This window comes from Cellulophaga sp. 3_MG-2023, from assembly GCF_030546975.1.
In the GTDB taxonomy this organism is placed as follows: domain Bacteria; phylum Bacteroidota; class Bacteroidia; order Flavobacteriales; family Flavobacteriaceae; genus Cellulophaga.
The window spans coordinates 994,699-1,020,793 of the sequence record NZ_JAUOPS010000001.1; the positions used below are offsets into that span (position 1 = coordinate 994,699).

Sequence of the window (26,095 nt, forward strand, 5' to 3'; positions counted from 1 at the left end):
TTTTTTTTTATTGTTTCCTGTAATAGATCTAATAGTCAAATATTTTCTTGCTTTACAGATGACAATTTGTTAATGAATATTTCGATTGCAGAAGAGAAACTCATAAGTAATAAGTTTCTTGTAGATAATAGCCCAGAGAGTTATAAAAAATTGTTTATTAGAACTATTACAGATTATGATTTATTTAAAGGAGATTCCTTTGAAGAATTAAAAAAAATAATATTACCTCTTAACCTTTCTCAAGATTTTTCTTCTAAAGAAGTAGAAGCTTGTTTTATAGCTGCTACAAAACAAAACCCTAATATGTCAAAAATCTTAGAAGCAACTTCAAAAATTGATGAAATTAGAATGTCAGGAAATCTTCCAGAAGGTTTTACTTATGAAAATTTTGATATGACCCAGTTTATGAATGACAAATATAAAGTTACTTGGTTTGAGGGAGAAGAATGTAAGTTAATAATCTTAATAAACATCTATCAGAATATTAAATCTTAAATTATAAAATACAAATTGAGTGTGAGACCGCCCTGCTAACGCGAGCGTCAGGCTTGTGCCATAAAGAGTAAGCAAACAAGTAAAATGTGTGCACTAACAGAGAAACTAATTTACTATAATTCTACAAAAAAATAACTCTTAAAAATTATCAGTATCAGCTTAATAGCTACAAAACCCTTACCATTGTTAATAAGTAGTGCTTGGTAGTAAAGCAAAAAAGGGATAATCGTTCTATTTTTGCTAACTCTTTGTAAAATAAATTATGCGATATTTAGAAGTTGGCGATAAGCTTTTTAATGTAAAACGAGATGGTTTTAACGACTTTGCACGTTACTCTTTCTCAGAGGTTATTTCACTTACCAAAACCTTAGCTGTTTTAAAAAACGGAGTAAGATTGGTAAATCAGCCTCGTAAATCTTACATTATTAGTGATGTTGGTTATCCTGTTTCTAAAAACAAAGGTGCGCATTGGCACATTGTTACATTAGAAGCCATAAGAGATGCACAGGTAGAAAATGCCAAAATTGAAGCTTACGACTGGTTTCAAGAAAAAGAATTTTCTTTAAAAGAAATTATGTTTATTCACAGAAAGTTTAAAGAACTAGAAAAGCATTTAGAATAACCTAAATGCTTTTCTAGTTTCACTATACGCTTTTTAGACTATTTCTTTTCGCCATTGTAAAAGTGTCTTTACTAATAATACACTTACAACTCCCATTAAAGCTAGTATTAATATTTCTGATATGTTAGAAGCTTCATAAGCTATAGCTGTTATAAAGTGGTATATATTAAAAATGCCTAATAAAATTGCCCAAATTATAGAGGTTAGTCTAAACCACTGTTTAGATATTTCTAAAGTTGCTATACAAAAAAGCATTGCTATACCTTCAAAAAATATGCGGTACAAGTGGTGTTCTACGGGTACATCTCCTGTAGCACCTTCTATCATTAAACTCTCATTATAATACACACCAAATAAACCGTAAACGTGGTGCAGTATAAAGCCTACTACAATTAGCAACCAGTATATTGAAATTTTTGTTCTCATAAATTTTATTTTTTTAGATTGATCTTTTTCTACTTCTTGTTGGTTTTCTTGTTCTTTTCTTTGGTCTAAAACTGTTTTTTGATATTCAGCTAGTAGTTTAGCGTGACTTACCTTTGGTACTTTACGTTCTAACTTAAAATATATAGCCAAAGCAACTGATGCTAATACCAGCCAAAAGGCATCTATTGTAAAAACATCTAATTGGTTATTTGCAAAGGTTTTCCAAAACCAATTACCAGATACCAAACCATTAACTATTGGTATTAAAAACCCTAAAATACTGCCCCATAACAAGCTGTATTTGTTAGTAATGTAATTGTCTCTTTTGCTTTTAAAATAAATGGTTAACAATAGCCAACCTACAAAAAACACTACATATAAAATAGTTTGTCTGCTAGCATCTAAGTCTCTTGGTATTAGTTTAGATGCTATAAATGATAACGCTGTTATAGGAAACATACTTAAACATATGGCCAAATACACGTGCCCTACTCGCCTATTGTACAATTGCTTTGCTGCAGATATATTTTTTTTATTACGTGCCTCTAACCAAATAAGTACACCTGATATAATTACAAAACAGGTTATTAAGGCTAGTATAAAGTATATTACCTTTAAGTACATACCTCCAAAATCTCCAAAGTGTAATTTACGTATGCTAAGCTCTACATCTTCTACATAGCTATTTTTATATGGGTTTTTCTCAGATTCAATAGTATTGGTTGCCATTTTATAAACAACTCTTCCGTTGCCTAAAAACTTTTCTTTAGAAGCTAGTAAACCATCAACCTGAAACATCATATTAGTTGCCCCGTAATTCTTAATATAAATTTGCTGAGCTGTAAAGTTTTCCCATTTTTTATCGGCCTTAGCCATAAAAGAATTTACATCTAAAACAGTATCCATTTTTCCTTCTAACGGATAAGTTTTCATCATTGGACGTATATCCTCTAATAACTTTTCTTGGTTATTATTATATACATAATTAGCTGGTAACAACACAAAAACAGACATACATAAAAAGCAACTTGTAACTGCATATACAAACTGAAAAGGCAAACCTATTACGCCTAATGCCGTGTGTGCATCTGTCCAAACAGTTTTTAGCTTAGTTTTAGGTCTAAAAACATAAAAATTAGACACCATTTTTTTCCAATGTACAATTACACCTGTTACAATTGCAAACAAGAAAAAGAATGCTACAAAACCAGCTATGTAAATACCTATTGTTGGTAGTTGATGAAAAAAATGTAACCTGTATAATAGCTCTCCCAAACTATAAAATGCGTAATACTCACTTATTTTATACGTTTCTTGATCCGCATAAAAGTAAGTTGGTTTTTCTGGTACATTAACAACTGTGGTGTCTTGTGAATCTGTTAATTGTACATAAATTTCTTTTTTAGCATCTGGTGGTATTATACGTATATCTCTACCGTAAAGTGTATGCCCTTCTGCTTCTATACTTTTAATAAGCCTATTAAAATCTATGTCCTTTGGTGCTAAAATTTCTGCTGTATTTCCTTTTTCCCATGCAGTAATTTCATCTTTTATAAGAGCAAAGGCTCCTGCAAAAAATATAATGTATAAGGCTACACTAATTACAATACCGCTAACGGTATGTGTATGAAAAAAAACATTGTAATTACGTTTACTCATTATACTAAAGGTGAATTAAGTTTTCCTAGATAAATTGCAATAGCTAACAGTAGACTTAGTACTAAATACACTAGCCAAACCAACCATCCGTTTTTAAATAAAAAAGGAACAACCATTAATGCTCCCCAAACTATAAATATGGTATAAATAGATGTTGCCAAAATTACTTTTGGATCTGGTAACCAAAGCGCTAATGCTATATGTACTAATGATGCTACAATATAACCGCCTACAATACCTGCAGATATTTTAGCAAACTGTTGCCAAGGATTTGTTGTTAAATATTTAGAATTTGCTGGCATAATTTATAGTGATTTTTCTAATAAAAAGGCTACTAAAAAAAGTAGTGTTAGTAATTTGTAGTTTACAATTTTTAAAGGAGCTAACAGGACAATTAAACTCCAACTTAGCATTAAAATAATTGTAAAAATTATAAGCCCTGCTCCTAATCCAAATGCATAAACAGCTAAAAACAAACTATATAAAAAAAGCACAATTGCTGCTATTTTTACACTTTTGGGTTTGTTATGTAACCAAAATAATAGTTTAAACTGTTTTGTAATTACGGCTCGTTTAGAGGTACTATAATGTAGCAAACAAGCAAGGGTGGTTACTAAAATTAATATGGTCATTTTTTAATTCTGTTTAATGTAAACATCCTAGCCTGGTACATAGCCAGACTAAGATGTTACTGCAAAAAATCCAACTTAAACTATTTTTAAAACTTATATGTAAAGTTTGCTAATAATGCTCTTGGTTGTTGTGGCGTAATGGTTGTCCACCCTTTGTAATAGTTTTCATTAAACATATTATTAAGCTTTAACCCTACTCTATATTTATCTGCTTGGTAAAAAACAGAAGAATTGTAAATTGTATAGCTTGGCAAATCAAAAGTTCCGCCAGGGCCATAGTTAATTATAGAACTTTCACTAGCACCGTTTAAACCAAAACCTACTCCAAAACCTTCTAAACTACCAACCTGAAACTCATAATTTGCCCAAAGGTTGTATAATGTTTCTGCTCCTGCTTCTACAGGGCGTGTACCTGCTAAAATAGCATTATCGGTCTTTGTAATTTCACTATCATTATTACTAAAACCAGCTTTAATATTTAATCCGTTAATAGGGTTTGCATTAATTTCTATCTCTAAACCTTTACTTTCTACTTCACCATCTTGTATTTTATTAAATGCAGATGTTGGGTCTGTCATTACTTTATCAGACACTGTAATATCATAATAACTAACCGTTGCATTTAATTTGCCATTAAATAAGTTTGTTTTAAAACCAAATTCTACTTGGTTTGCTTGCTCTGGATCAAAAGATTTAAGGGTTTGTGGTCCATCTGCAGGATCACCAACTAAGCTAGGCGCAATGTTTGTAAATCCGTTTTGATAATTTGCAAAAACAGATAACTTATCTAAAATTGGTTGGTATAAAACACCAAACTTAGGTGAAAATGCCGTTTGCGCATAGTCATCTGCATCTGTAGTTACATCACCTTCATTATCAAACCTATCTACACGTAAACTTGCCATTGCAGATAAAGCTGGCGTAATATTTAAAACATTAGATACATAAGCACTGTAGGTACTAGTTTCTGATTTTATATTGTTAGCTGTTTGTGATGCCAATACAGACAATACTCCTGCCTCTGTTAGCGGGTAAGCATCAGTTTCTACTTCTGGTGTAAAAGGGTTATCTCCGTTTGTATCTCCGTTTGGTAATACGTTACCATAAAAAGAGTAACCAGAACTTTGGTTTATGTTTGTTGCTTGGTAATAATCTAAACCAGCTACTACTCTATTACGTAAAGTTCCTATTTTAAAATCTCCTATAAAATTTTGTTGTATGTCTGTTGTATTAGTTGTGCTATTCTCTTTATTTATCATTCTAGAGAATGTATTAGGATCTAATGTTCCGTACTCATATAAATAAGAGTAATATCCTTTTGAAGATGTATTACTTTTAGATAATATGGTTTGCGATTTCCAAGCATCAGATAACTTATAATCCATTTCTACCCTGTAATTAGATGTAGGATTCTCTATAGACAAATCATTAGAGGTGTATGATAATTTATTATTATACCCCAACTCTGAAATGCTTGAAGATGCAGATACTGCTGCTCTATTTAAAAACAATGATGTTGCATTTGTTTGTTCAGACTCAGTAATCTCTGCGTAAACAGAAAAAGATAATTTGTTATTTACACGATAAGATAAAGAGGGTGCTACAAAAAACGATTTTTGAAAACCAGCATCTTGGAAACTATCTTCTGTATGGTATGCTGTATTTAATCTAAAATAGATGTCATTATTTTTATCTAACGCTGTATTAAAATCACCAGATATAACAGACAATCCATAAGAACCTGCTGTTAAAGAAATTTGACCTCCGTATCCTTTGTAAGGCTTTTTTGTAACTGTATTAATTAAGCCACCGTAAGAAGTTACAGAGCTACCAAATAATGTAGCAGATGGTCCCTTTATAACTTCTATACGCTCTATATTTGCTGCATTTATAGTACCATTTGTTAAACCTGGCATACCATTAACCAACTGCGGTTGCACACTAAACCCACGAATACTATAGTACCCAGATCCATCACCACCACGTCCTGTAGAACTCCATAATTTATCTACACCAACTGCATTTTTTAAGGCATCATCAAACTTTGTTGTTATTTGAGACACTAATAAATCTGATGTGATTGTATTGTAAACCTGAGTGTTTTCTAAATCTTTTAAAGGTAATTTTGCTACATACGCAGTTTCTTTTCTAGAGAACTTATTTCTTCGCTCACCATTAACTACTACTTCTTTTAAAATTTCATTACCCTCATAAAGTTGTACTGTATCTAAAGTGTTTTCCACTCCTGTGGTAATAGTTACTATTACCTCTTTAGTTTTAAACCCAATATAAGAAACTAAAACTGTATAACTACCTGCTTCCAAATTTGATATACTAAAAGCTCCATCATAATTTGTTTGTGCTCCTAAACCTGTACCTACTAAAGAAACGTTTACACCCATTAACGGGTTATTTTCTACATCTGTAACTTTTCCTGTTAGCTTACTTTCTTGTGCATTTGCAACAAATAATGCCACAAATAAAAATGCTAACGTAATTAAATTTTTCATTATTCTTATTTAGATTTATTTAAAATAATATTTATAATGCAAACATATTACAGGAAACAATACGAACCAAACATTATTTTTATTTATTCTAAATAAACTTAAAATCATACTATGTATTACTTTCACAACTACATAAAAAAAACAGAAATATGGACTTTTAACAGTTGTCTTACTCACTATTTATTAAATTTGACATACTATGATAGAGGAACTAAAAAACAGCTACGGTAATTTATTTGAAAAAGAATTATTACAAGAAATTCTTGAAGTTGCAACCTATAAAGAAGTTCCTGAGGGTTTTAAAATGATAGAAATAGGAGACTATGTAAAATCTATGCCTTTGCTAGTTTCTGGTGCCATAAAAATACTTAGAGAAGATAAAGATGGTGATGAACTACTACTCTACTATTTAGAAAAAGGAGAAACTTGCACAATGACAATGGCTTGTTGTATGGGACATAAAAAAAGTGAAATTAGAGCTATAGCAGAGACTAACGCTAAGTTAATTATGGTTCCTATAGAGAAAATGGAAATATGGACCAGCAAATATAAATCTTGGAGAGATTTTGTTTTTGAAAGCTATCACAATCGTATTAACGAGCTCCTACAAACAGTAGATAGTGTTGCTTTTTTAAATATGGATCAACGACTTTTAAATTACTTAAAAGAAATGTCTCGTGTAACCAAAAGTATTACAATAAACAAAACGCATCAAGAAATTGCTTATGATCTTCATAGCTCTAGAGTAGTTATATCTAGACTATTAAAAAAATTAGAGAAACTTGGTAAAATAGAATTACATAGAAATAGCCTTAAAATCATAAATCTAAGTTAAGTGTAACATAAGTTACTGTAACACATATTAATAACTCATAAGTTTGTAGTCCAAATTTAAAACTACATAGTTATGATTATTGAACAAATATATACAGGTTGCCTATCTCAAGGCGCATACTACATAGAAAGTAATGGCGAGGCTGCTATTATAGATCCTTTAAGAGAAACGTCTCCTTACACTACAAGAGCTGAAGAAAATAACGCTACAATTAAATATATTTTTGAAACTCATTTTCACGCAGATTTTGTTAGCGGACACGTTACATTAGCTCAAAAAACTGGAGCTCCTATTGTATATGGACCTATGGCAGATCCGTCTTTTGATGCTATTATAGCTAAAGACAATCAGGAATTTAAAATTGGTAATGTTACAATAATTGCCTTACATACGCCTGGTCATACAATGGAAAGTACTACCTATCTTTTAAAAGATGAAAACGGAAACGACCACGCTATTTTTAGTGGAGACACCTTATTTTTAGGTGATGTAGGTAGGCCAGATTTAGCGCAAAAAGCAGGTGAAATTACAGAAGAAGATTTAGCTGGCTTTTTGTTTGATAGTTTACGTAATAAAATTATGCCTTTAGCAGATACTGTTTTAGTATACCCCGCACACGGAGCTGGTTCTGCTTGCGGAAAAAACCTAAGTAAAGACACTGTTGATACGCTTGGTAACCAAAAAAATACGAACTATGCTTTACGTGCTAATATGACTAAAGCTGAGTTTATTAAAGAGGTTACAGATGGCTTATTACCGCCTCCTAGTTACTTTCCGTTAAATGTAAAAATGAATAAAGAAGGATATGATGATATTGCCGATATTATAAAAAGAGGTACAATAGCATTAGACCCAGATATGCTTGAAGCTTTAGCTAACAGAACAGGAGCTATTATTTTAGATGTTAGACACCAAGACGATTTTGCAAAAGGGCACATTCCTAGATCTATTTTTATTGGTTTAGATGGTAGTTTTGCTCCTTGGGTTGGCGCATTAATTGCAGATGTAGAACAACCTATAATTTTGGTTACTCCAGAAGGTAAGGAAGAAGAAACAGTTATAAGATTATCTAGAGTTGGATTTGACAATACTTTAGGGTATTTAAAAGGCGGATTTAATGCTTGGAAAAAAGCCGCTAAAGAGTATGATACTGTGAATACTACAACTGCGTCTAATTTAAGTAATGAATTAGATAGTAGTACCAAAGTTTATGATGTTAGAAAAGAGAGTGAGTACCTTTCTGAACATATGATTGGAGCTATTAATACTCCTTTAGATTTTATAAATAAGTATATAAAAGATTTTCCTTCTAATGAAAACTTTTATATTCACTGTGCTAGTGGTTACAGAAGTATGGTTGCTGCATCTATCTTAAAAAGCAGAGGCATACATAATTTAATTAATGTAAACGGAGGTTTTAATGCTATAAAAGATATTAAAATACCTGTAAGCAACTATGTTTGCCCATCTACATTGTAAAAAATAAAAAATGCTAAGGCTCTATTAATTTTATTGCTTTAGCATTTTTCTTTTTTAATTAATTACCTTTAATACGTTGCCACAAATCTGCTAATAGCTTTTTAGCCTGAGCTCTATTTTTTGGCTTTTCTTCAAAAACAATAGTCCCATTCTCATAAGTGTTTATTTTGTAGCTAAAAACAAAATCGTGTGCCTTATAATTCATACTTAATGTTCCAAAACGCAAATCATTAAAATACAAGTTATCGTTATAAATATCTACGGTATACCAACCTTTACTAATAGCAATCATCCTTTGTACTTTAGTATTGTTAAGTAAATCACCTAATAAATGATGGTTTTTAGTGTATTTTGAAAATTTGATTGGCTTTGTATCAAAAAAAGAATAATGTCCAATATAATAAGCATTTTTAGTCTCTACATTGGCAGTCCATAAAATTGTATTTAAGGGAGATGGTTTTGTTTCAATTTCTGTATAAGCTATATTTTGTTCTTCTAATTGTTTTTTAAATTGATAAAAAGCAGCACCTTTTAAAGCAAAAGTTAAAGCCAAATAACTACTACTTATTATTAAACCCAAGTTATTGTATTTTCTACGTTTAGGATCTGTTTTCTTTTGAAACATTGTTAAAATAAGAAACACTAAAAATGGTATTGTATACAAGGGGTCTACAACAAAAATAGTTTTAAATGCCAATCGGTTTTCTAAAGGCCAAAACAACTGTGTACCCCACGTTGTATGTGCATCTAATATTGGGTGCGTTACAAATGCTAAAAAGAAAAGCCAACACCAACCTTTAAAATCCTTGTACTTTTCAAACCTAGTAACCAACCACGCAAAAATTGGCGCAAATAAAACTGAAAATAACACCGAATGTGTAAAACCACGATGTAGTTCTAAGCCTGTAACAGTATCTGTATAAAAAGATGCAAAAGTATCTAAATCTGGTATTGTACCTGCAATAGCACCATAAAGCATTGCTTTGTTTCCTATTTTTTTTCCTAAAACAGCTTCACCTACTGCTGCTCCTAATACTATTTGCGTTAAAGAATCCATATATAAATTATAGTGTCACAAAACTAAACTATTAAGTTTAAAAATGTCTAAAACATTAAATTACTGTGCTTAGTAACATAAGTTACTTACCGTCTCAATAAAATAAAGTTACTTTGTAAATATTATAACTATTTTATTAGCAAAAATGGATTCAATTTTTCAACCTTGGCCGTGGTATGTGTCTGGCCCCTTAATAGCCTTAGTATTATTTTTATTACTCTTTGTTGGTAAAAACTTTGGTATGTCTAGTAATCTTAGAACACTGTGTACCATTTGCGGAGCAGATAAAAAGTCGGACTTTTTTAAGTTTGATTGGAAAAACCAAAGATGGAATTTGATTGTGATGATTGGAGCCATCATTGGAGGCTATATTGGTGCTAATTTTTTAACAGAAACTACTGCCGTAGACATAAATCCAGAGACCATAAAAAATTTACAAGAACTTGGCTTTTCTAGTGCTGGTAATGCTTACTTACCAACAGAACTTTATAGTTTAGATGCCTTAACAGATATAAAAAGTATTATAATATTAGCCATAGGTGGACTTTTAGTAGGTTTTGGAACTAGGTATGCAGGTGGCTGCACATCTGGCCACGCAATATCTGGCTTAAGTAACTTACAGTTACCATCTTTAATAGCTGTTATTGGCTTTTTTATTGGTGGTTTATTTATGATTCACGTATTATATCCTTTAATTTTTTAAGACTATGAGAACCCTTTTATATTTACTTATCGGCATTTTATTTGGTATTACTATGTTTAAGTCTGAGGCCGCATCTTGGTTTCGTATTTATGAGATGTTTCAACTACAGTCTTTTCATATGTACGGTATTATAGGCTCTGCTGTTGGACTAGGTATTATTATTACACAACTTATTAAACGCTATAAATTAAAATCTATTCACGGAGAAGAAATAAAGTTTATTCCTAAAAACAAAAGTATTAGCAGGTATCTTTTTGGTGGTATTATTTTTGGTTTAGGTTGGGCATTAGCAGGTGCTTGTCCTGGACCTATGTTTACTTTAGTAGGCGCAGGTTTTGCTCCTATTTTAATTGTAATTGCTTTTTCAATCTTAGGAACATTTTTATATGGTATTCTTAGAGATAAATTACCACACTAAATTTATTTAAAATCTTTAGTTTAATGTTTTATAAGTAAAACATCACGCTAAAATTACATCATACAATAAAAAAAGGCTTCATAATTAAATGAAGCCTTTTTTGTTTTTACTTTAAATTTAGAACAATAATTATTCTTTATCTAAAACTAAATGCTCTATAAAAAATTCCATCATTCTACTGGTATCCATTGCTGTGTGTCCTTTATCCGGACCAATTTGTACTTCAAAACTTTTACCTGCATCTTGCAATGCTTTTATAAATTGTAAAGAGTTTGCTGGGTGTACATTGTTATCACTAGTACCAAAGAAAATCATTAACTCACCTTGTAAATCTTTAGCCATAGTAATTAAACTACTTGCCTCATACCCTTTTTTATTTTCTTCTAATAGGCCCATATAACGCTCTGTATACACGTTATCATAATTACGCCAATCTGTTACTGCAGAGTTTGCAACAGCTGCATGGAAAACCTCTGGGTAACGCAATAATAAAGTTGCAGATGTAGTACCACCGTATGATGTACCATAAACACCAACTTTATTTTTATTAAAATAAGGTCTGTTATATAAAGATTTTATACCTGCTGCAAAATCATCCATTTCTGTAAAACCTAAGTTTTGGTATAAATTATCTAACAATCTTTTACCTCTACCTTTTACGTTTCTACCATCTACCTCTGCTACTAAAAAACCAAATTCTGTTAATGGGTTTGGTGTTGTAAAACGCTCTGTAAACTCGTTAGTTGCAGGACCACCGTAGTTACTTAAAAGAAGTGGATATTTTTTATTAGGATCAAAATTAGAAGGAAAATGTAAAAACCCGTGTAGTTCTGTTTTACCATCTGCAGAAGTAAACGTAAATGCTTCTACAGTTTTTAAACCTAACTTTTTAAATTCTGATATATCTGACGTACCAACTACAGCAACTTTTTTACCTTTAATAGTTCTTAAAGTAGTAACTGGTGCAGTATTATGAGTTTGTGCAACATCTACAAAGTACTTATTATTTGGTGCTAAAAATACAGAATGATTAAAAGCCGGGTCTGTTAATCTCTTATCTCCAGAACCGGTTAGTTTTACACTATGCAACTGTATTTTCATATGGTTTTCTCCACTACGCGCTGTGTAGTACATCACTTTTTTAGCTTCATCTACACTTACAATACCGTCTACCTCAAAATTATGTTTGGTTAATTGTTTAACTAGTTTACCACTAAAATCGTATAAATAATAATTGTTAAAACCAGACCTTTCTGATGCCCAAATAAATTGCTTTCCGTTTTTTAAAACGTGCATTTCCGGACTATTTTCTGTGTAACTAGGCAACCATTCTTCTCTAATTACGGTTCTAGAAGCTCCTGTATTAGGATTTGCAGCTCTAAGTTCCATTATATTTTGCTTACGGTTTGTGCTGTGGTACAATAACTCCTTACCATCTGGTGTCCAGCTAACGTCATAAATATAAGTACCTAAATCACCGTCATTATAAGGTTTACCATCTCTAAGATCTAATTGTTGTACTTTTTTAGTTTCTAAATCATACACCATTAAATCTACAGGTAAATTTTTAGCTCCAACTTTAGGGTATGCTTCAATTTCTACTGAGTCTTGTATTTGTGTTTGATCATATAAAACATAGTATTTTTTAGATTCTTTTTCATCAAACTTATAAAAAGCAACCTTTTTACTATCTGGAGACCACCACATTGCTGTGTTTTGACTTAATTCTTCACCATAAACCCAAGTAGCAATACCAAACTTTAATTGGTTTTCATCATTCCCTTCTGTAGTTATAGCAACAACATTAGAGCCATCAGCATTACTAAAAAACATATTTCTATCTTTAGTAAAAGCTTTGTATTTACCGTTTGGCGACTCTGCAGATGCATATTGTCTACCACGAGCTGGCCTGTTAGCCCATTTAGCGTATCTATCGTCTTTTAATTTAGTTGTAGCAGTTGCTTCACCTTTACCAATAGTAAACTCTTTAGCTTCTCCGTCTTTTATATATTGAAAAGTAGTTCCTGCATCATTCCATTTAACGTAAGTTGGAGACGTATTTACAGCTCTTCTAATTTGCGGAGCAACTTTTACATATTGCTCATAACCAGGCATTTTTTTTAGCTTATCTTGTGCAGACACGGCTGTAATTGTACCTAGAGACAATGCTGCAAAAAATGCAGTTTTAAAAGTGTTCAATTTCATTCTTTTGAGTATTTAATTTGGTTGCTAAATTTACAATTATTAAACTAATTTGTAACTATTACATAAAATAAGTTGTGTTTAGCGGTGCTTTTATATCATTTTTTTAATTCTATCTAAGTAAACTTTTAAAATACAATAAACCATAGAACAAACATTATCCTTATTTTTGTTGAAAATTGATTTTTATGCTTAATGTTGGAGTTTTGGGAGCAGGTCATTTGGGGAAAATCCATTTGCGCTTGCTTAACGAATCAGAAAAATATTCTTTAGTTGGATTTTATGATCCAGATGTTATAAACGGTAAAAAAGTAGAAGCCGAATTTGGTTATACATATTACGATAACATAAATAAACTAATGGATGCCGTAGATGTTTTAGACATTGTAACACCTACCCTTTCTCATTTTGAATGTGCAAAAAAAGCTATTGAAAAAGGTAAGCATATTTTTATTGAAAAACCAATTACAAATACTTTGGCAGAGGCCGAAGAACTTATAGAACTTAAAAACAAATACAATGTAAAAGGGCAAGTAGGACACGTAGAGCGTTTTAACCCAGCTTTTTCTTCTGTAAAAGACAGCATTGTAAACCCAATGTTTATAGAAACACACAGATTAGCAGAATTTAACCCTCGTGGTACAGATGTGCCGGTGGTTTTAGATTTAATGATACATGATATAGATGCTATATTAAGTGTAGTTAATTCTAAGGTTAAAATTATTAATGCTAGTGGCGTGTCTGTAATTAGTAAGTCTCCAGACATTGCAAATGCACGTATAGAGTTTGAAAATGGTTGTGTTGCTAACCTAACCGCAAGTAGAATTTCTTTAAAAAATATGCGTAAATCAAGATTTTTTCAGCAAGATGCCTATATTTCTGTAGACTTTTTGGAGAAAAAAGTTGAAGTTGTAAAAATGAAAGATGCGCCAGAACAAGCAGGTGATTTTGATATGATTTTACAAAATGCTGAAGGAGAGAAAAAACAAATTTATTTTGAAAACCCAGAAGTTGCAGGTAACAACGCTATTTTAGATGAGCTTGAAACTTTTGCAGACGCCATAAACAATAACACTACTCCTATTGTAACTTTAGAACAAGGAACAAACGCATTACGAGTAGCTTTACAAATTATAGAATCTTTTTAATATACATAAAATGAAAAATATAGCAGTTATAGGAGCAGGTACAATGGGTAATGGTATTGCCCACGTTTTTGCACAAAATAATTATAAGGTTAACTTAATAGATATTGCACAAGCATCTTTAGATAAAGGTTTAGCTACCATTACTAAAAATTTAGATAGAATGGTTGCTAAGGAAAAAATATCTGAAGCAGATAAAAATAATACTCTAGCTAACATTACACTACATACTGTACTTGCAGATGGTGTTAAAGGTGTAGATTTAGTAGTAGAAGCTGCTACTGAAAATGTAGACTTAAAATTAAAGATTTTTAAAGATTTGGATGCTACTTGTGATGCTAAAACTATTTTGGCTACAAATACATCATCAATCTCTATTACACAAATTGCTGCTGTTACTAACAGACCAGAACAAGTAATTGGTATGCACTTTATGAACCCTGTACCTATTATGAAATTGGTAGAGATTATTAGAGGTTATAACACATCTAATGAGGTTACTGCTACTATTATGGAGTTGTCTACTAAATTAGGAAAAACACCTACAGAGGTAAATGATTACCCTGGTTTTGTTGCTAATAGAATTTTAATGCCTATGATTAACGAGGCTATAGAAACACTTTACAATGGTGTTGCTGGTGTAGATGAAATTGATACCGTAATGAAACTAGGTATGGCACACCCAATGGGGCCATTGCAATTAGCAGATTTTATTGGTTTAGATGTTTGTTTAAGCATTTTAAATGTGATGTACGACGGATTTAAAAATCCTAAATACGCACCTTGCCCACTACTTGTAAATATGGTTATGGCAAAAAAATTAGGTATAAAGTCTGGTGAAGGTTTTTACGATTATTCAGAATCTAGAAAAGCAGAGAAAGTAGCTTCTCAGTTTGCTAAATAAAATCTATTGGCTAATATAAAACCATTTAAAGCAGTACGTCCAACCAGAGATAAGGTTAGTTTAGTTGCTTCTCGTTCTTACCAAAGTTATACGCAAGCACAGCGCGAGGCTCGGCTAGACCATAATCCGTATTCTTTTTTACATATTGTTAACCCTGGTTATAAATATGATAAAGAAATATCTGGTGTAGAACGTTACCAATTGGTAAAAAATAGATATTCAGAATTTAAAGAAGACGGAGTGTTTACACAAGATTCTACTCCGTTTTTCTACATTTATAAAGTTGTAGACAGAGACAACCAAGTGTTTAATGGTATTGTTGCTGCCGCCAGCGTAGAAGATTATCAAAACAATGTTATAAAAAAGCACGAGGACACTATTACTAGTAAAGAGATTGTTTTTAAAGATTATTTAAAAACAGTTGGTTTTAATGCAGAACCAGTACTTATTACCTATCCAGATAATAAAGAGGTTACAACCATTATGAGTAATAAGCAAAAAGAACGTGCAGAGTACGAGTTTACAACTACATATAGAGACACACATTACCTTTGGCTTATTACAGAAAAAGAAGATATAGACGCTATTGTACAAGCTTTTAAAAATATACCTACAGTTTATATTGCAGATGGGCACCACAGATCGTCATCATCAGAATTACTTTGTTTAGACTGTAAAGAGCAAAATAAAGAACATAATGGCACAGAAAACTATAACTATTTTATGAGTTATTTTATTCCTGAGTCAGAGCTTAAAATACACGAATTTAACAGACTAGTTAAAGACCTTAATGGTTTAACCAAAGAAGAATTTTTAATAAAGTTAGATGCTGTTTACCGTATAGAAAATAGAGGTGCAATACCATACAAGCCCAATAAAAAACATCACTTTAGTATGTATTTAGATGGCGAGTTTTATTCTTTACACCTACGTAAATCTATTTACACATTTAAAAACTCTTTAGATAAATTAGATGCACAACTACTTTACAATACCATTTTAAAACCTATTCTAGGGATTACAGATTTACGTAAAAATGACAGAATAGATTATTTAAGTGGTAAAAAAGAGATTGTAAGTTTAGTTAATAAAATAGATAGTGGTAAATTTAGGGTTGGCTTTGGTATGTTACCTGCCAATATTCAAGAATTAAAAAGTATTGCTGATGATGGCTTGCAAATGCCTCCTAAAAGTACTTTTATAGAGCCTAAATTAAGAAGTGGCGTTACTATTTATGAATTTTAGTTTTTAATTAAAATTATGTCAATTAAAGAATCCTTATTAACAATAAAAAAAGAATTACCAGATACGGTTACACTTGTAGCTGTATCTAAAACAAAACCTGTTTCTGATTTAGAAGAAGCCTATGCTGCTGGTCAGCGTATTTTTGGTGAAAATAAAATTCAGGAAATGACCCAAAAATGGGAGGTTATGCCAAAAGATATACAATGGCATATGATTGGCCACGTACAAACCAATAAGGTAAAGTATATGGCAGAATATGTTTCTTTAGTACACGGTGTAGACAGCCTAAAACTGCTAAAAGAAATAAACAAACAAGCAAAAAAACACAACAGAGTTATAAACTGTTTGTTACAAATGCATATTGCAGAAGAAAGCACAAAATTTGGTTTGGATAAAGAAGAATTAAACAATCTTATAGATTCTGACATTTTTAAAGCATTAGAAAACATAAACGTTGTTGGCCTTATGGGAATGGCAACATTTACAGATAATAAAAACCAAGTAAAAAAAGAGTTTGCTACGTTAAAAGAAATATTCTCTTCTTTACAAAGCATAAAATCTACTAACTTAGATGTAAAAATACTATCTATGGGTATGAGTGGCGATTATAAACTTGCTATAGACCAAGGAAGTACAATGGTACGTATTGGCAGCAGTATTTTTGGAAGTAGAAATTATTCATAAACAACAGGCTAGAACAAATTTGATGTACGTAATCTTAGATATTGAAACCACTGGTGGTAAATTTAATGAAGAAGGAATAACAGAGATTGCCATTCATAGGTTTGATGGGCATAAGGTTGTAGACAAATTTATTAGCTTAGTAAATCCGGAAAAAGAAATACAGCCATTTGTTGTAAAACTTACTGGTATAAACGATAAAATGTTGCGTACCGCTCCTAAGTTTTACGAGGTTGCCAAACGTATTGTTGAAATTACTGAAGACGCAGTTATTGTAGCTCACAATGCTCAGTTTGATTATAGAATTCTTAGAACTGAGTTTAGACGCTTAGGTTTTAACTTTGAACGTAAAACGCTTTGTACCGTTAATTTATCTAAAGAATTAATACCAGATAAAGAATCTTATAGCTTAGGTAAATTAGTGCGTTCTCTTGGTATTCCTGTAAGTGATAGGCATAGAGCCAATGGTGACGCCCTAGCTACATTGCAATTATTTAAATTGCTACTTGCAAAAGACTTAGATAAAACCATCATAAAAAGTGTTATTAAAGAAGGTTCTATGGGAGAACTATCAGACAGGCAAATAAATCTTGTAGAACAATTGCCCAATGATACTGGTGTTTATTATATGTACGACAAAGATGGCGACTTAATTTTCTTAGGTAGATCATCAGACATTAAGAAAAAAGTAAACAAACACTTTACAGGAACTTCTAATGTTGCTAAAAAGTTACAAAAGCAAACACGTAAAGTTACTTTTGAAAAAACAGGAAACGAGCTAATTTCAACCTTAAAAGAAAACGAAGAATTACGTAGAGTAAAACCTAAATACAATAGTAGTTTACGTAAAAACTTGTTTAACTACGGCATTTTTCAAAAAGAAAACGAAAATGGTTACATTTCACTTCAAATAGAAAAAACAACTACAACAGAAAATGCTATTGGAACTTTTAGTAGCTTTATTTCTGCTAAAAATTTTCTTCATAAAATATCTAAGGAATATACTTTGTGTAATAAGGTTAATCTAATTTCTGAGGCTAAAACAAATTGCGGCAATTATGAAGATGGCAATTGCAATGGTGCTTGTATTAATAAAGAAGACGCAACATCTTACAACCTAAGAGTACAAGAAGTAATTGCTAGATATAGCCTTGTGGGTAAAAATATTTTAATAAAAGATAAAGGAAGAGAAATAGGCGAATATTCTGCTATTTTAATAAAAGACGGAGAGTTTAAAGGTTACGGGTACTATAATTTAAACCATCAAATAAATAATATTCATATCTTAGAGTCTATTATTACAGAGATGAAAAGCACTCCAAATACTATTCATCTTATTTTAGCTTACCTAAGAAAAAGTAAAAGAGTACAACAAATACAACTAGACTAACCATTGAAAAACGAAAAACCATCTAAACGCTGGAAAGCCAAAATACACGAAATAATTTACGGTACGCACACACCTGCTGGTAAATTGTTTGATATTTTATTACTTGTACTTATTGTTTACAGCGTTATTATTGTAATGCTAGAGAGTGTTCCTAGGTTTGACACCAAATATCACGAGTTTTTAAACATATCAGAATGGGTAGTAACTATCTTATTCTCTATAGAATACATATTACGCGTTATTATTATAAACAAACCTAAAAAGTATATTTTTAGCTTTTTTGGTATTATAGATTTTTTATCTACTGTGCCTAAATATTTAGCTTTCTTTTTTATGGGATCGCAGTATTTTACAGCATTTAGAGCACTAAGGTTATTACGTGTTTTTAGAATATTAAAGCTAGTGCGTTTTGTTGGTGAATCTAATAAACTTATAAATGCATTAAGAGCAAGTAGAACCAAAATATCAGTTTTTGTATTTTTTGTATTGATAATATCTGTACTATTAGGTACATTAATGTATTTAATTGAAGGTCCAGACCACGGATTTAACAGTATACCACATAGTGTCTACTGGACAATAGTTACATTAACTACTGTTGGTTATGGTGATATTTCTCCGCAAACACCACTTGGGCAGTTTTTAGCCACTTTAATTATGATTATTGGTTACGGAGTTATTGCTGTACCCACAGGTATTGTATCTGCCGAGTACGCATCAAACTTAAACACAAATAAAACTATGGACGAAGGAAGATCTTGTCCTAATTGTAGTTGTGAAATTAAACGATCTGATGCTGATTTTTGTAGAAAATGTGGTTACGATTTAAACCAAGAAGATGAAGATGAAAACGAAAAAGAAGCATAGTGAATACTAAAACTCTACTGTCTGTTGTTGGCCCTACCGCTATTGGAAAAACAAAATTAGCAATTACATTAGCACAACATTTTAATACAGAAATAATATCTGCTGATTCTCGTCAGTTTTTTAAAGAAATGGCTATTGGTACTGCTGTTCCTGATAAAGATGAACTTGCTGCCGCACCACATCATTTTATTCAGCATAAAAGTATTTTAGAATCTTATTCTGTTGGCGATTTTGAAAAAGAAGCGCTTAAAAAATTAGATCTCCTTTTTAAAGAAAAAGACATTGCAATACTGGTTGGCGGTAGCGGTTTGTATGTAGACGCTGTTATCAAAGGCTTAGATAGTTTTCCTAAAGTAGACACTAGTGTTAGAGCAGGTTTAAATACTTTATTTGAAGAAGAAGGTGTTACTGCCTTACAGCAAAAACTAGAAGATTTAGACCCTGAATATTACAACAAAGTAGATAAAGACAATCCGCATAGATTAATACGTGCTTTAGAGGTTTGTATTGGATCTGGGAAGCCCTACTCTACTTTTTTAAATCAGGAAAAACCTAAAAGACCATTTAATGTAATTACAATTGGTATTACGGCAGATCGTGAAATTATTTATGACAGAATTAATACTAGAGTGGATCTAATGGAGCAAAATGGCTTATTAAACGAAGCCAAAGCACTAACAGAACACCAAAACCTTAACGCACTACAAACTGTTGGCTACAGAGAGCTATTTCAGTTTTTTAATGGTAATTGGACGCTAGAGTTTGCGTTATCTGAAATTAAAAAAAATACCAGAAGATTTGCTAAAAGACAACTTACTTGGTTTAAAAAAAATAAAGAAACACTTTGGGTAAATTTTAATGATGATCCTAAAAACATAATAGCAACTATTAAAGAAAAGTTACAGGCATAAAAAAACCATCCTTAAATAGGATGGTTTTTTGTTTTATATATTTTATAATAAAAATATTTTAAGACTCTTCTTCAGTTTTAATTACCAAACGGAAACCTTCACCGTGAATGTTTAATATCTCTACATTCTCATCTTTCTTTAAATACTTTCTAAGCTTAGCTATATAAACATCCATACTTCTAGATGTAAAATAGTTATCATCTCTCCATATTTTAGTTAATGCTAATTCTCTTGGCATTAAATCGTTTTCGTGTAAAGCCAACAAACGTAAAAGATCGTTTTCTTTTGGAGATAATTTAACAGCTTCTTCTTCTTTAAATTTTAAGAATCTAAGTTTAGAGTTCAATTTAAAATCACCAATTGTAAACTCAAACTTTTTACTATCTGCCATAGTATTAGAAGATTTTCTTTGTAATATAGCTTTTAGCTTCATTAAAAGAACTTCAGAATCAAAAGGTTTATTTAAGTAATCATCTGCACCTGCTTTATAACCTTTTAGTACATCTTCTTTCATTGTTTTAGCAGTAAGAAAAACAATTGGCACGTTTTCATTCTTTTCTCTAATCTCTCTAGCTAAAGTATAACCATCTTTATAAGGCATCATCACATCCAAAATACAAACATCATAAATGTCTTTTTTGAACTTTTCAAAACCTTCCATTCCGTTTTTAGCTAATACTACATCAAAATTATTCATTCCTAAATAATCTTTAAGAACTATTCCAAAGTTTGGATCGTCCTCTACCAAAAGTATTTTCTTGTTTACTGTTTCCATATCTCTTAAATTATAGGTAATTTAATGTAGAAAGTGCTTCCTTTTCCTTTTTCGCTTTCTGCATAAACTTCACCTTGGTGATCATCTATTATTTTTTTTACGTAGGCCAGTCCTAAACCGTGCCCTTTTACATTATGTATATCTCCTGTGTGCTCTCTGTAAAATTTTTCAAAAACTTTTTTCAGAACAGCTTTACTCATTCCAGACCCTTGATCTTTAATTTTTATAACAATACTATTTTTAGTACTCTCTGTATACACATCAATTTTTGGTGCTTCGGGAGAGTATTTAATAGCATTATCCATAACATTTACCAACACGTTGGTAAAGTGCATTTCATTAGCCAAAACATCTGTACGCTTAGCATTTAGGTGTGTATTAATATAACCACCTCTATCATCTACTATTAACTCTACGTGTGTAATAGCATCTTCAATTATGTCGTGTACATCTACTCTTTCCTTACTAATATCTAATTGATTCTTCTCCAATTTAGATATACGCAACACATTCTCTACTTGTGCGTGCATTCTTTTATTTTCGTCTCTTATCATTTGTAAGTAACGACCAACTTTTTCTTTATCTCCTATGGTTGCAGGGTTTTTAATGGCCTCTACTGCTAAATTTATAGTAGCAATTGGGGTTTTAAACTCGTGCGTCATATTATTAATAAAGTCTGTTTTTATTTCAGATATTTTCTTTTGTCTAATTAATTGATAAATAGCACCTACATACGTTATTAGTATAATAGTGGTAAATAAAAATGTAATTAATGCCATTCCTAAAATAGAACCAATTAAGTATTCCTTTTTATCGGGAAAAGAAACTAGCAACGAAAAATCTGTTTTCCCTTCGCTATCCCTAAAAATTGGTGTTCTATTTATTGTTTCTGGGTCAAATTTAAATTTTCTAGATTTTACAGATGTTGGTAGGCCTTTGCTATAAATACCATACTCAAAATCAATATCAATTTTTCTATTTTTAAATTCTTTTTCTAAAGCTGTTCTAATCTCTTTTTTAGAAACCCTTTTATACATTGGCCTTCTGTTTGCCTCATCTCTAAAAGATTCCTCAAACTGTAATTTTTCAAACCTAGAAATATCTCCAAATTTTGTTATTTTTTTTATGGGTGTAAAGCTGTAACCTTTACCATCCATACCAAAATTTTCTTTTAAAACAGTTTCTACAGTTTTGCTTGTATAACTAGTAATAGTTGTTGTACTATCACTTAAAAGATCATTGTCAAAGAACGAAGGTGGAACATTGTAATTCTCTTTTAATATTCCGTGATTATAAATAGTTACTTCTCTAGAGTCTTCATCTACCTCTCTATAAAAAATATCTCTAATTTGGTATTCTGATGGCTTACCAACACTATCTTTTAGCGCTATAAACTTATCTCCATACTCATTTATTTCTCTTGTTTCTATTTTGCTTGCTACATTATCTAGTACCTGAGATACTGTCTGATAAAATTGCTCTTCTTTGTCCTCTATAGATTTTTTAATCCAATACGCCTGAACAAATATTATTCCTAGCAAAGACAAGGTCATTAACACAATAAGTACAACCAATAACTTCTTGTTCATTTGGACAAAATTAAGATTTTAACATATATAGTCTCTCCTGTTTAACCTAACCTTAACACTAATAGTTAAACTTTAACGATTATTAAGATAAGCTCCTTAATATAGAGTGAATTTCATTTATTTTTAACTCTAAATTTACAATATCTTCATTTATTAACTTAAAATCAGACATTTTTTCTTTCTTTTCATCTGTCCATTGATTGTTCATTCTAGAAAGAATTTTTTCTCGTGTAGTATTATCCCTTTTTAAAATCCTATTAATTCTGACTTCCAAAGGTGCTGTAACCAAAATTATGTAGTCGTAGAAATCTTGGTTTTTATTTTCAAAAATAATTGCGCTTTCCTGTATAACATAGGGTGCGTCTTGTTTTTTAGTCCACTCTAAAAAGTGCTCTCTTACAACTGGGTGTACAATATTATTTAGCTGCTCTAACAAACTAGCATCCGCAAATACCTTTTCTGCTATATATTCTCTATTTAAAACATTGTTTACATAAGCATCTTTACCTAATAACCTTGCTATTTGCTCTTTAACACTAACAGAAGTATGCATTAACTGTTTAGCTTCTAGGTCCGAATTATAAACAGGAACACCTAAATCTGCAAACATTTTTGCTGCTGTACTTTTTCCACTACCTATACCTCCTGTTAAACCTACTATTTTCATTTTCTGTTTAAAATAAATTCTACAGCTTCTTCTTTTAACTTAGCACTATATACACCCTCTGGCTTTTTACTTAGTTTTAACTTTAAAATTGGTGAGTTTTCATCTACATAATCATTAAAGTCTGCAGTTAAACTAAAATCAGACACTTTAACCTCTTTTAAATCTGTAACTTTTGCTTTACACAAAATAGAAACTTTATTAGGAAACGTTCTAATACTTACGTTTTCTGGTAAATTTAACACAGTAACTGGCACTGTAATTATTTTCTCTGAAAAACGAAAGACCTCACCAGAAACAACAACACTCTCGTTAGAAAACTTTGTATTGGTTAGATCTTGAGGTAACAATAAACCTAGTTTTTGCTTAAAGTTTGAAGAAATATTACTAAAATCATATTCTTCTGATCTAACATAGTTAATAGAATCTATCTCTGTTTTTGGTCCTGAAATTTTTATGGAATCTGGTGTTATTTTAAGCTCTTTATCTAGCACATAATTTTGCGCTAAATCTACTTTAACACTAGATATAACAGGAACTTTTTTTGTATGCAACTTATACAAATCTAAATACAAAGTGTCACTAAAACCAACTTCTGTTAAAGATAATGAGTTGGGCAATTGTTGTTCTATTTGCTTCCTAAACACAGACTGTCTAAGAAAAAACTTATCTCCTTTATGTTCTACACTTTTTAAATCTACTTTAATATTTTTTCTAAAAGTATTTAAACGTAACAACTGAAAACCTCCAGCGTGTACTTTTACCTGAACTTCTTTCTGGTGTTTTTCTGCAAAAAATAAACTATCTGGTACGTTTATGTACTCTAAATTAAAATAAGTATTTGCGGTATAAGAATCAGACAAATTACTAATAAACCACGCCATTGTAGCACATAGTAAAAACAGTGAAAATATTTTCACTTTACGTTTATTTAGTCCGTTTTTTATTTTACTTAACACCTTTATAATTTAAAAAATAATTTAGGAAATAATTCTTGTGCAGTCTTTTTACTTGAGTTTAAAGTTAAAGTAGATTTTAAAAAGCCATAACCATACCCAACAAATTGTATTGTTACAGCTACCAAAGATAAAAACGCAATTACAATACTTTTATTTTTTATAAGCGAATCTATAAATAACAGCGTAAAATACAAACTATAACAATATAAAAACCAGGGTAGTCCTAAAAACGAAGCCAATAGTGAAACTAAAAACCCAAAGCAAAATAAAGCCGGAAACCAATACGTAATTTTAGCTGTTTCTGGATGCCATTTATTTAATATTGGGCGTACCATACCAAACTTGTTTACCTGAATGTAAAATTTATTCCAGTCTATTCTACGCTTATGATACACGTAAGCTTCTGGTATTAATTTGGTTTTAAAACCGTTATTCCAGATTCTAATAGTTAAATCTGGGTCCTCACCAGGATGAATATTACCATAGCCACCAGTTTGTTCAAAAGCCTCTTTAGAAATACCCATGTTAAAACTACGAGGCTGAAATTTATCTACTGCCTTTTTACCTCCGCGTATACCACCTGTTGTAAAAAACGATGTCATTGCGTAATTAATTGCTTTTTGGACTGTAGAAAAAGATTCATGTGCCGCATCTGGCCCGCCGTAACAGTCTACATAGTCTTTTTGCAGTGATGCTTCTGCAGTTTCTAAATAATGTGATGGTAAAATACAATCTGAATCTAAGACTATAAAGTAATTACCCTTAGCTTTTCGCATTCCGTAATTTCTAGAATCTCCTGGTCCTGAATTCTCTTTTTTATAATATGATATTGGTAAACTAGAAAAACGAGAAACCTCTTCTTCTGAGCTAATAGTAGAACCATCTTCCACAATAACAATCTCATAAGGTTTTGTGTAGGTTTGCTGCTCTAAACTTTGCAACAACTCTCTAATTTCATTAGGCCTGTTATAAACCGGAACTATAAAAGAAAACAAAAAATTCATGTAGTACCACTGTAAACATAAAAGCCACCCCAAAAAAAGGATGGCTCTTACTATATTATATTATTCTTATTCTTCTGTAAAATGCTCTATTACCTCTTGGCTAACTCCTGTGTTAGAAAAACCTCCATCATGAAATAAGTTTTGCATAGTTACTTTCTTTGTAAGGTCTGAAAACAAAGAAACAGTATAATCTGCACAATCCTGAGCAGTTGCATTACCTAAAGGAGACATTTTATCTGCATAAGCAATAAAACCACCAAAACCTTTAACACCTTGACCTGCTGTTGTTGGCGTTGGAGACTGAGAAATTGTATTTACACGTACTTGCTTTTCTTTACCAAAGAAATAACCAAAACTACGAGCTACAGATTCTAAATATGCTTTATTATCTGCCATATCATTATAATCTGGAAATGTACGTTGTGCAGCCATATAAGTTAAAGCTACAATACTTCCCCACTGGTTCATTGCATCTGCTTTATATAAACTTTGCATTACTTTATGAAAAGACAATGCAGAAACATCCCAACCTTTTGCAGTAAAATCATACTTCTCATCTGTATAAGCACGACCTTTTCTTACGTTTACAGACATTCCTATAGAGTGTAAAACAAAATCTAATTTACCTCCCAAAATTTCTGTAGCCTTTGCTACCAAGTTGTTTAAATCTTCTTCGCTAGTTGCATCTGCAGGTATAATTTCTGATCCTGTTTTTTCTGCCAACTGCTTTATTTGCCCCATACGCATTGCTATAGGTGCGTTAGTTAACACAAAAGTACCACCTTCTGCGTGTACTCTTTCTGCAGTTTTCCAAGCAATAGAATTTTCATCTAATGCTCCAAATATAATACCTCTTTTTCCTTTTAATAAATTGTATGCCATTTGCTGTTTATTTTGGTAATTTTTATGTGCGCGTAAAGATA

General features: G+C 31.2%; 25 protein-coding genes. 13 read left to right on the top strand and 12 right to left on the bottom strand.

Annotated elements, in window-relative coordinates:
- The first annotated feature begins 72 nt into the window (after window positions 1-72).
- Both Q4487_RS04200 and Q4487_RS04205 read left to right on the top strand, forming a co-directional pair.
- Window positions 73-495, top strand: a complete 423-nt coding sequence (locus Q4487_RS04200; RefSeq protein WP_303541482.1) for a hypothetical protein — start codon at window positions 73-75, stop codon at window positions 493-495.
- Between the two features lie 262 nt (window positions 496-757).
- The gene (locus Q4487_RS04205; protein ID WP_100895666.1) at window positions 758-1,117 is read left to right on the top strand and encodes a pyruvate kinase; all 360 of its coding nucleotides are present in this window, start codon (window positions 758-760) and stop codon (window positions 1,115-1,117) included.
- A gap of 33 nt (window positions 1,118-1,150) precedes the next feature.
- Here the strand turns inward: Q4487_RS04205 and Q4487_RS04210 are convergent, their stop codons facing one another.
- The 4 genes from Q4487_RS04210 to Q4487_RS04225 form a co-directional block, all read right to left on the bottom strand.
- Window positions 1,151-3,202: a PepSY domain-containing protein gene (locus Q4487_RS04210; protein WP_303541480.1), complete on the bottom strand. Its 2,052-nt coding sequence runs from the start codon at window positions 3,200-3,202 to the stop codon at window positions 1,151-1,153.
- Window positions 3,202-3,504, bottom strand: coding sequence for a hypothetical protein (locus Q4487_RS04215; protein WP_303541479.1), 303 nt, complete (start codon window positions 3,502-3,504; stop codon window positions 3,202-3,204). The genes Q4487_RS04210 and Q4487_RS04215 overlap by 1 nt, the downstream gene beginning before the upstream one ends.
- Before the next feature lie 3 nt (window positions 3,505-3,507).
- The gene (locus tag Q4487_RS04220; protein WP_303541478.1) at window positions 3,508-3,834 is read right to left on the bottom strand and encodes a hypothetical protein; all 327 of its coding nucleotides are present in this window, start codon (window positions 3,832-3,834) and stop codon (window positions 3,508-3,510) included.
- A gap of 86 nt (window positions 3,835-3,920) precedes the next feature.
- Window positions 3,921-6,344: a TonB-dependent receptor gene (locus Q4487_RS04225; RefSeq protein ID WP_303541477.1), complete on the bottom strand. Its 2,424-nt coding sequence runs from the start codon at window positions 6,342-6,344 to the stop codon at window positions 3,921-3,923.
- A gap of 199 nt (window positions 6,345-6,543) precedes the next feature.
- On the opposite strand from Q4487_RS04225, the gene Q4487_RS04230 reads away from it, so the two are divergent.
- Together Q4487_RS04230 and Q4487_RS04235 are read left to right on the top strand one after the other, a co-directional pair.
- A complete protein-coding gene (locus Q4487_RS04230; RefSeq protein ID WP_303541476.1) occupies window positions 6,544-7,179 on the top strand; it encodes a Crp/Fnr family transcriptional regulator in 636 nt (211 codons plus the stop codon).
- A 72-nt stretch (window positions 7,180-7,251) separates the two neighbouring features.
- The gene (locus Q4487_RS04235; protein WP_303541475.1) at window positions 7,252-8,658 is read left to right on the top strand and encodes a rhodanese-like domain-containing protein; all 1,407 of its coding nucleotides are present in this window, start codon (window positions 7,252-7,254) and stop codon (window positions 8,656-8,658) included.
- A gap of 58 nt (window positions 8,659-8,716) precedes the next feature.
- On the opposite strand, the gene Q4487_RS04240 is transcribed toward Q4487_RS04235, so the two are convergent.
- Window positions 8,717-9,715, bottom strand: a complete 999-nt coding sequence (locus Q4487_RS04240) for a metal-dependent hydrolase (RefSeq protein WP_303541473.1) — start codon at window positions 9,713-9,715, stop codon at window positions 8,717-8,719.
- A gap of 145 nt (window positions 9,716-9,860) precedes the next feature.
- Here Q4487_RS04240 and Q4487_RS04245 point away from each other — a divergent pair, with 145 nt between their 5' ends.
- Together Q4487_RS04245 and Q4487_RS04250 are read left to right on the top strand one after the other, a co-directional pair.
- A complete protein-coding gene (locus tag Q4487_RS04245; protein ID WP_100895659.1) occupies window positions 9,861-10,418 on the top strand; it encodes a YeeE/YedE family protein in 558 nt (185 codons plus the stop codon).
- 4 nt (window positions 10,419-10,422) lie between these two features.
- Window positions 10,423-10,836, top strand: coding sequence for a DUF6691 family protein (locus Q4487_RS04250; RefSeq protein ID WP_303541470.1), 414 nt, complete (start codon window positions 10,423-10,425; stop codon window positions 10,834-10,836).
- A 129-nt stretch (window positions 10,837-10,965) separates the two neighbouring features.
- On the opposite strand, the gene Q4487_RS04255 is transcribed toward Q4487_RS04250, so the two are convergent.
- Window positions 10,966-13,041, bottom strand: a complete 2,076-nt coding sequence (locus tag Q4487_RS04255) for a DPP IV N-terminal domain-containing protein (RefSeq protein ID WP_303541468.1) — start codon at window positions 13,039-13,041, stop codon at window positions 10,966-10,968.
- A gap of 185 nt (window positions 13,042-13,226) precedes the next feature.
- Between Q4487_RS04255 and Q4487_RS04260 the strand changes: the two genes are divergently transcribed.
- From Q4487_RS04260 to miaA, 7 genes are read left to right on the top strand one after another with little or no spacing between them, the layout of a single operon-like run.
- A complete protein-coding gene (locus Q4487_RS04260; protein ID WP_303541466.1) occupies window positions 13,227-14,186 on the top strand; it encodes a Gfo/Idh/MocA family protein in 960 nt (319 codons plus the stop codon).
- Between the two features lie 10 nt (window positions 14,187-14,196).
- Window positions 14,197-15,087 carry a 3-hydroxybutyryl-CoA dehydrogenase gene (locus tag Q4487_RS04265; RefSeq protein ID WP_303541464.1) on the top strand — a complete coding sequence of 297 codons (891 nt, stop codon included), beginning with the start codon at window positions 14,197-14,199 and terminating at the stop codon, window positions 15,085-15,087.
- A gap of 6 nt (window positions 15,088-15,093) precedes the next feature.
- On the top strand, window positions 15,094-16,332 hold the full coding sequence (locus tag Q4487_RS04270; RefSeq protein WP_100895655.1) for a DUF1015 domain-containing protein: 1,239 nt from the start codon (window positions 15,094-15,096) through the stop codon (window positions 16,330-16,332).
- A 15-nt stretch (window positions 16,333-16,347) separates the two neighbouring features.
- A complete protein-coding gene (locus tag Q4487_RS04275; protein ID WP_303541462.1) occupies window positions 16,348-17,016 on the top strand; it encodes a YggS family pyridoxal phosphate-dependent enzyme in 669 nt (222 codons plus the stop codon).
- A 22-nt stretch (window positions 17,017-17,038) separates the two neighbouring features.
- Window positions 17,039-18,403, top strand: a complete 1,365-nt coding sequence (locus tag Q4487_RS04280; protein WP_303541461.1) for an exonuclease domain-containing protein — start codon at window positions 17,039-17,041, stop codon at window positions 18,401-18,403.
- Window positions 18,404-18,406: 3 nt separating this feature from the next.
- Window positions 18,407-19,270 (top strand): ion transporter, encoded by an 864-nt coding sequence (locus tag Q4487_RS04285; RefSeq protein WP_303541459.1) that lies wholly within the window; start codon window positions 18,407-18,409, stop codon window positions 19,268-19,270.
- Complete coding sequence (miaA, locus tag Q4487_RS04290) at window positions 19,270-20,181, top strand: tRNA (adenosine(37)-N6)-dimethylallyltransferase MiaA (protein WP_303541457.1); 912 nt, start codon at window positions 19,270-19,272, stop codon at window positions 20,179-20,181. The genes Q4487_RS04285 and miaA overlap by 1 nt, the downstream gene beginning before the upstream one ends.
- A gap of 58 nt (window positions 20,182-20,239) precedes the next feature.
- Here miaA and Q4487_RS04295 read toward each other — a convergent pair whose 3' ends face one another.
- The 6 genes from Q4487_RS04295 to Q4487_RS04320 all read right to left on the bottom strand — a co-directional run bounded on the left by Q4487_RS04295 (window position 20,240) and on the right by Q4487_RS04320 (window position 26,054).
- Window positions 20,240-20,956, bottom strand: coding sequence for a response regulator transcription factor (locus tag Q4487_RS04295; RefSeq protein ID WP_100895651.1), 717 nt, complete (start codon window positions 20,954-20,956; stop codon window positions 20,240-20,242).
- A gap of 5 nt (window positions 20,957-20,961) precedes the next feature.
- Window positions 20,962-22,545, bottom strand: coding sequence for a sensor histidine kinase KdpD (locus Q4487_RS04300; protein ID WP_100895650.1), 1,584 nt, complete (start codon window positions 22,543-22,545; stop codon window positions 20,962-20,964).
- An 82-nt stretch (window positions 22,546-22,627) separates the two neighbouring features.
- Entirely contained in the window at window positions 22,628-23,212 is a 585-nt protein-coding gene (coaE, locus tag Q4487_RS04305) for a dephospho-CoA kinase (RefSeq protein ID WP_303541454.1), read from the bottom strand.
- Window positions 23,209-24,129: a YbbR-like domain-containing protein gene (locus tag Q4487_RS04310; RefSeq protein ID WP_303541452.1), complete on the bottom strand. Its 921-nt coding sequence runs from the start codon at window positions 24,127-24,129 to the stop codon at window positions 23,209-23,211. The genes coaE and Q4487_RS04310 overlap by 4 nt, the downstream gene beginning before the upstream one ends.
- Window positions 24,130-24,170: 41 nt before the next feature.
- Window positions 24,171-25,172, bottom strand: coding sequence for a glycosyltransferase family 2 protein (locus Q4487_RS04315; RefSeq protein ID WP_303541450.1), 1,002 nt, complete (start codon window positions 25,170-25,172; stop codon window positions 24,171-24,173).
- 66 nt (window positions 25,173-25,238) lie between these two features.
- The gene (locus Q4487_RS04320) at window positions 25,239-26,054 is read right to left on the bottom strand and encodes an enoyl-ACP reductase (RefSeq protein ID WP_303541448.1); all 816 of its coding nucleotides are present in this window, start codon (window positions 26,052-26,054) and stop codon (window positions 25,239-25,241) included.
- Window positions 26,055-26,095 lie beyond the last annotated feature (41 nt).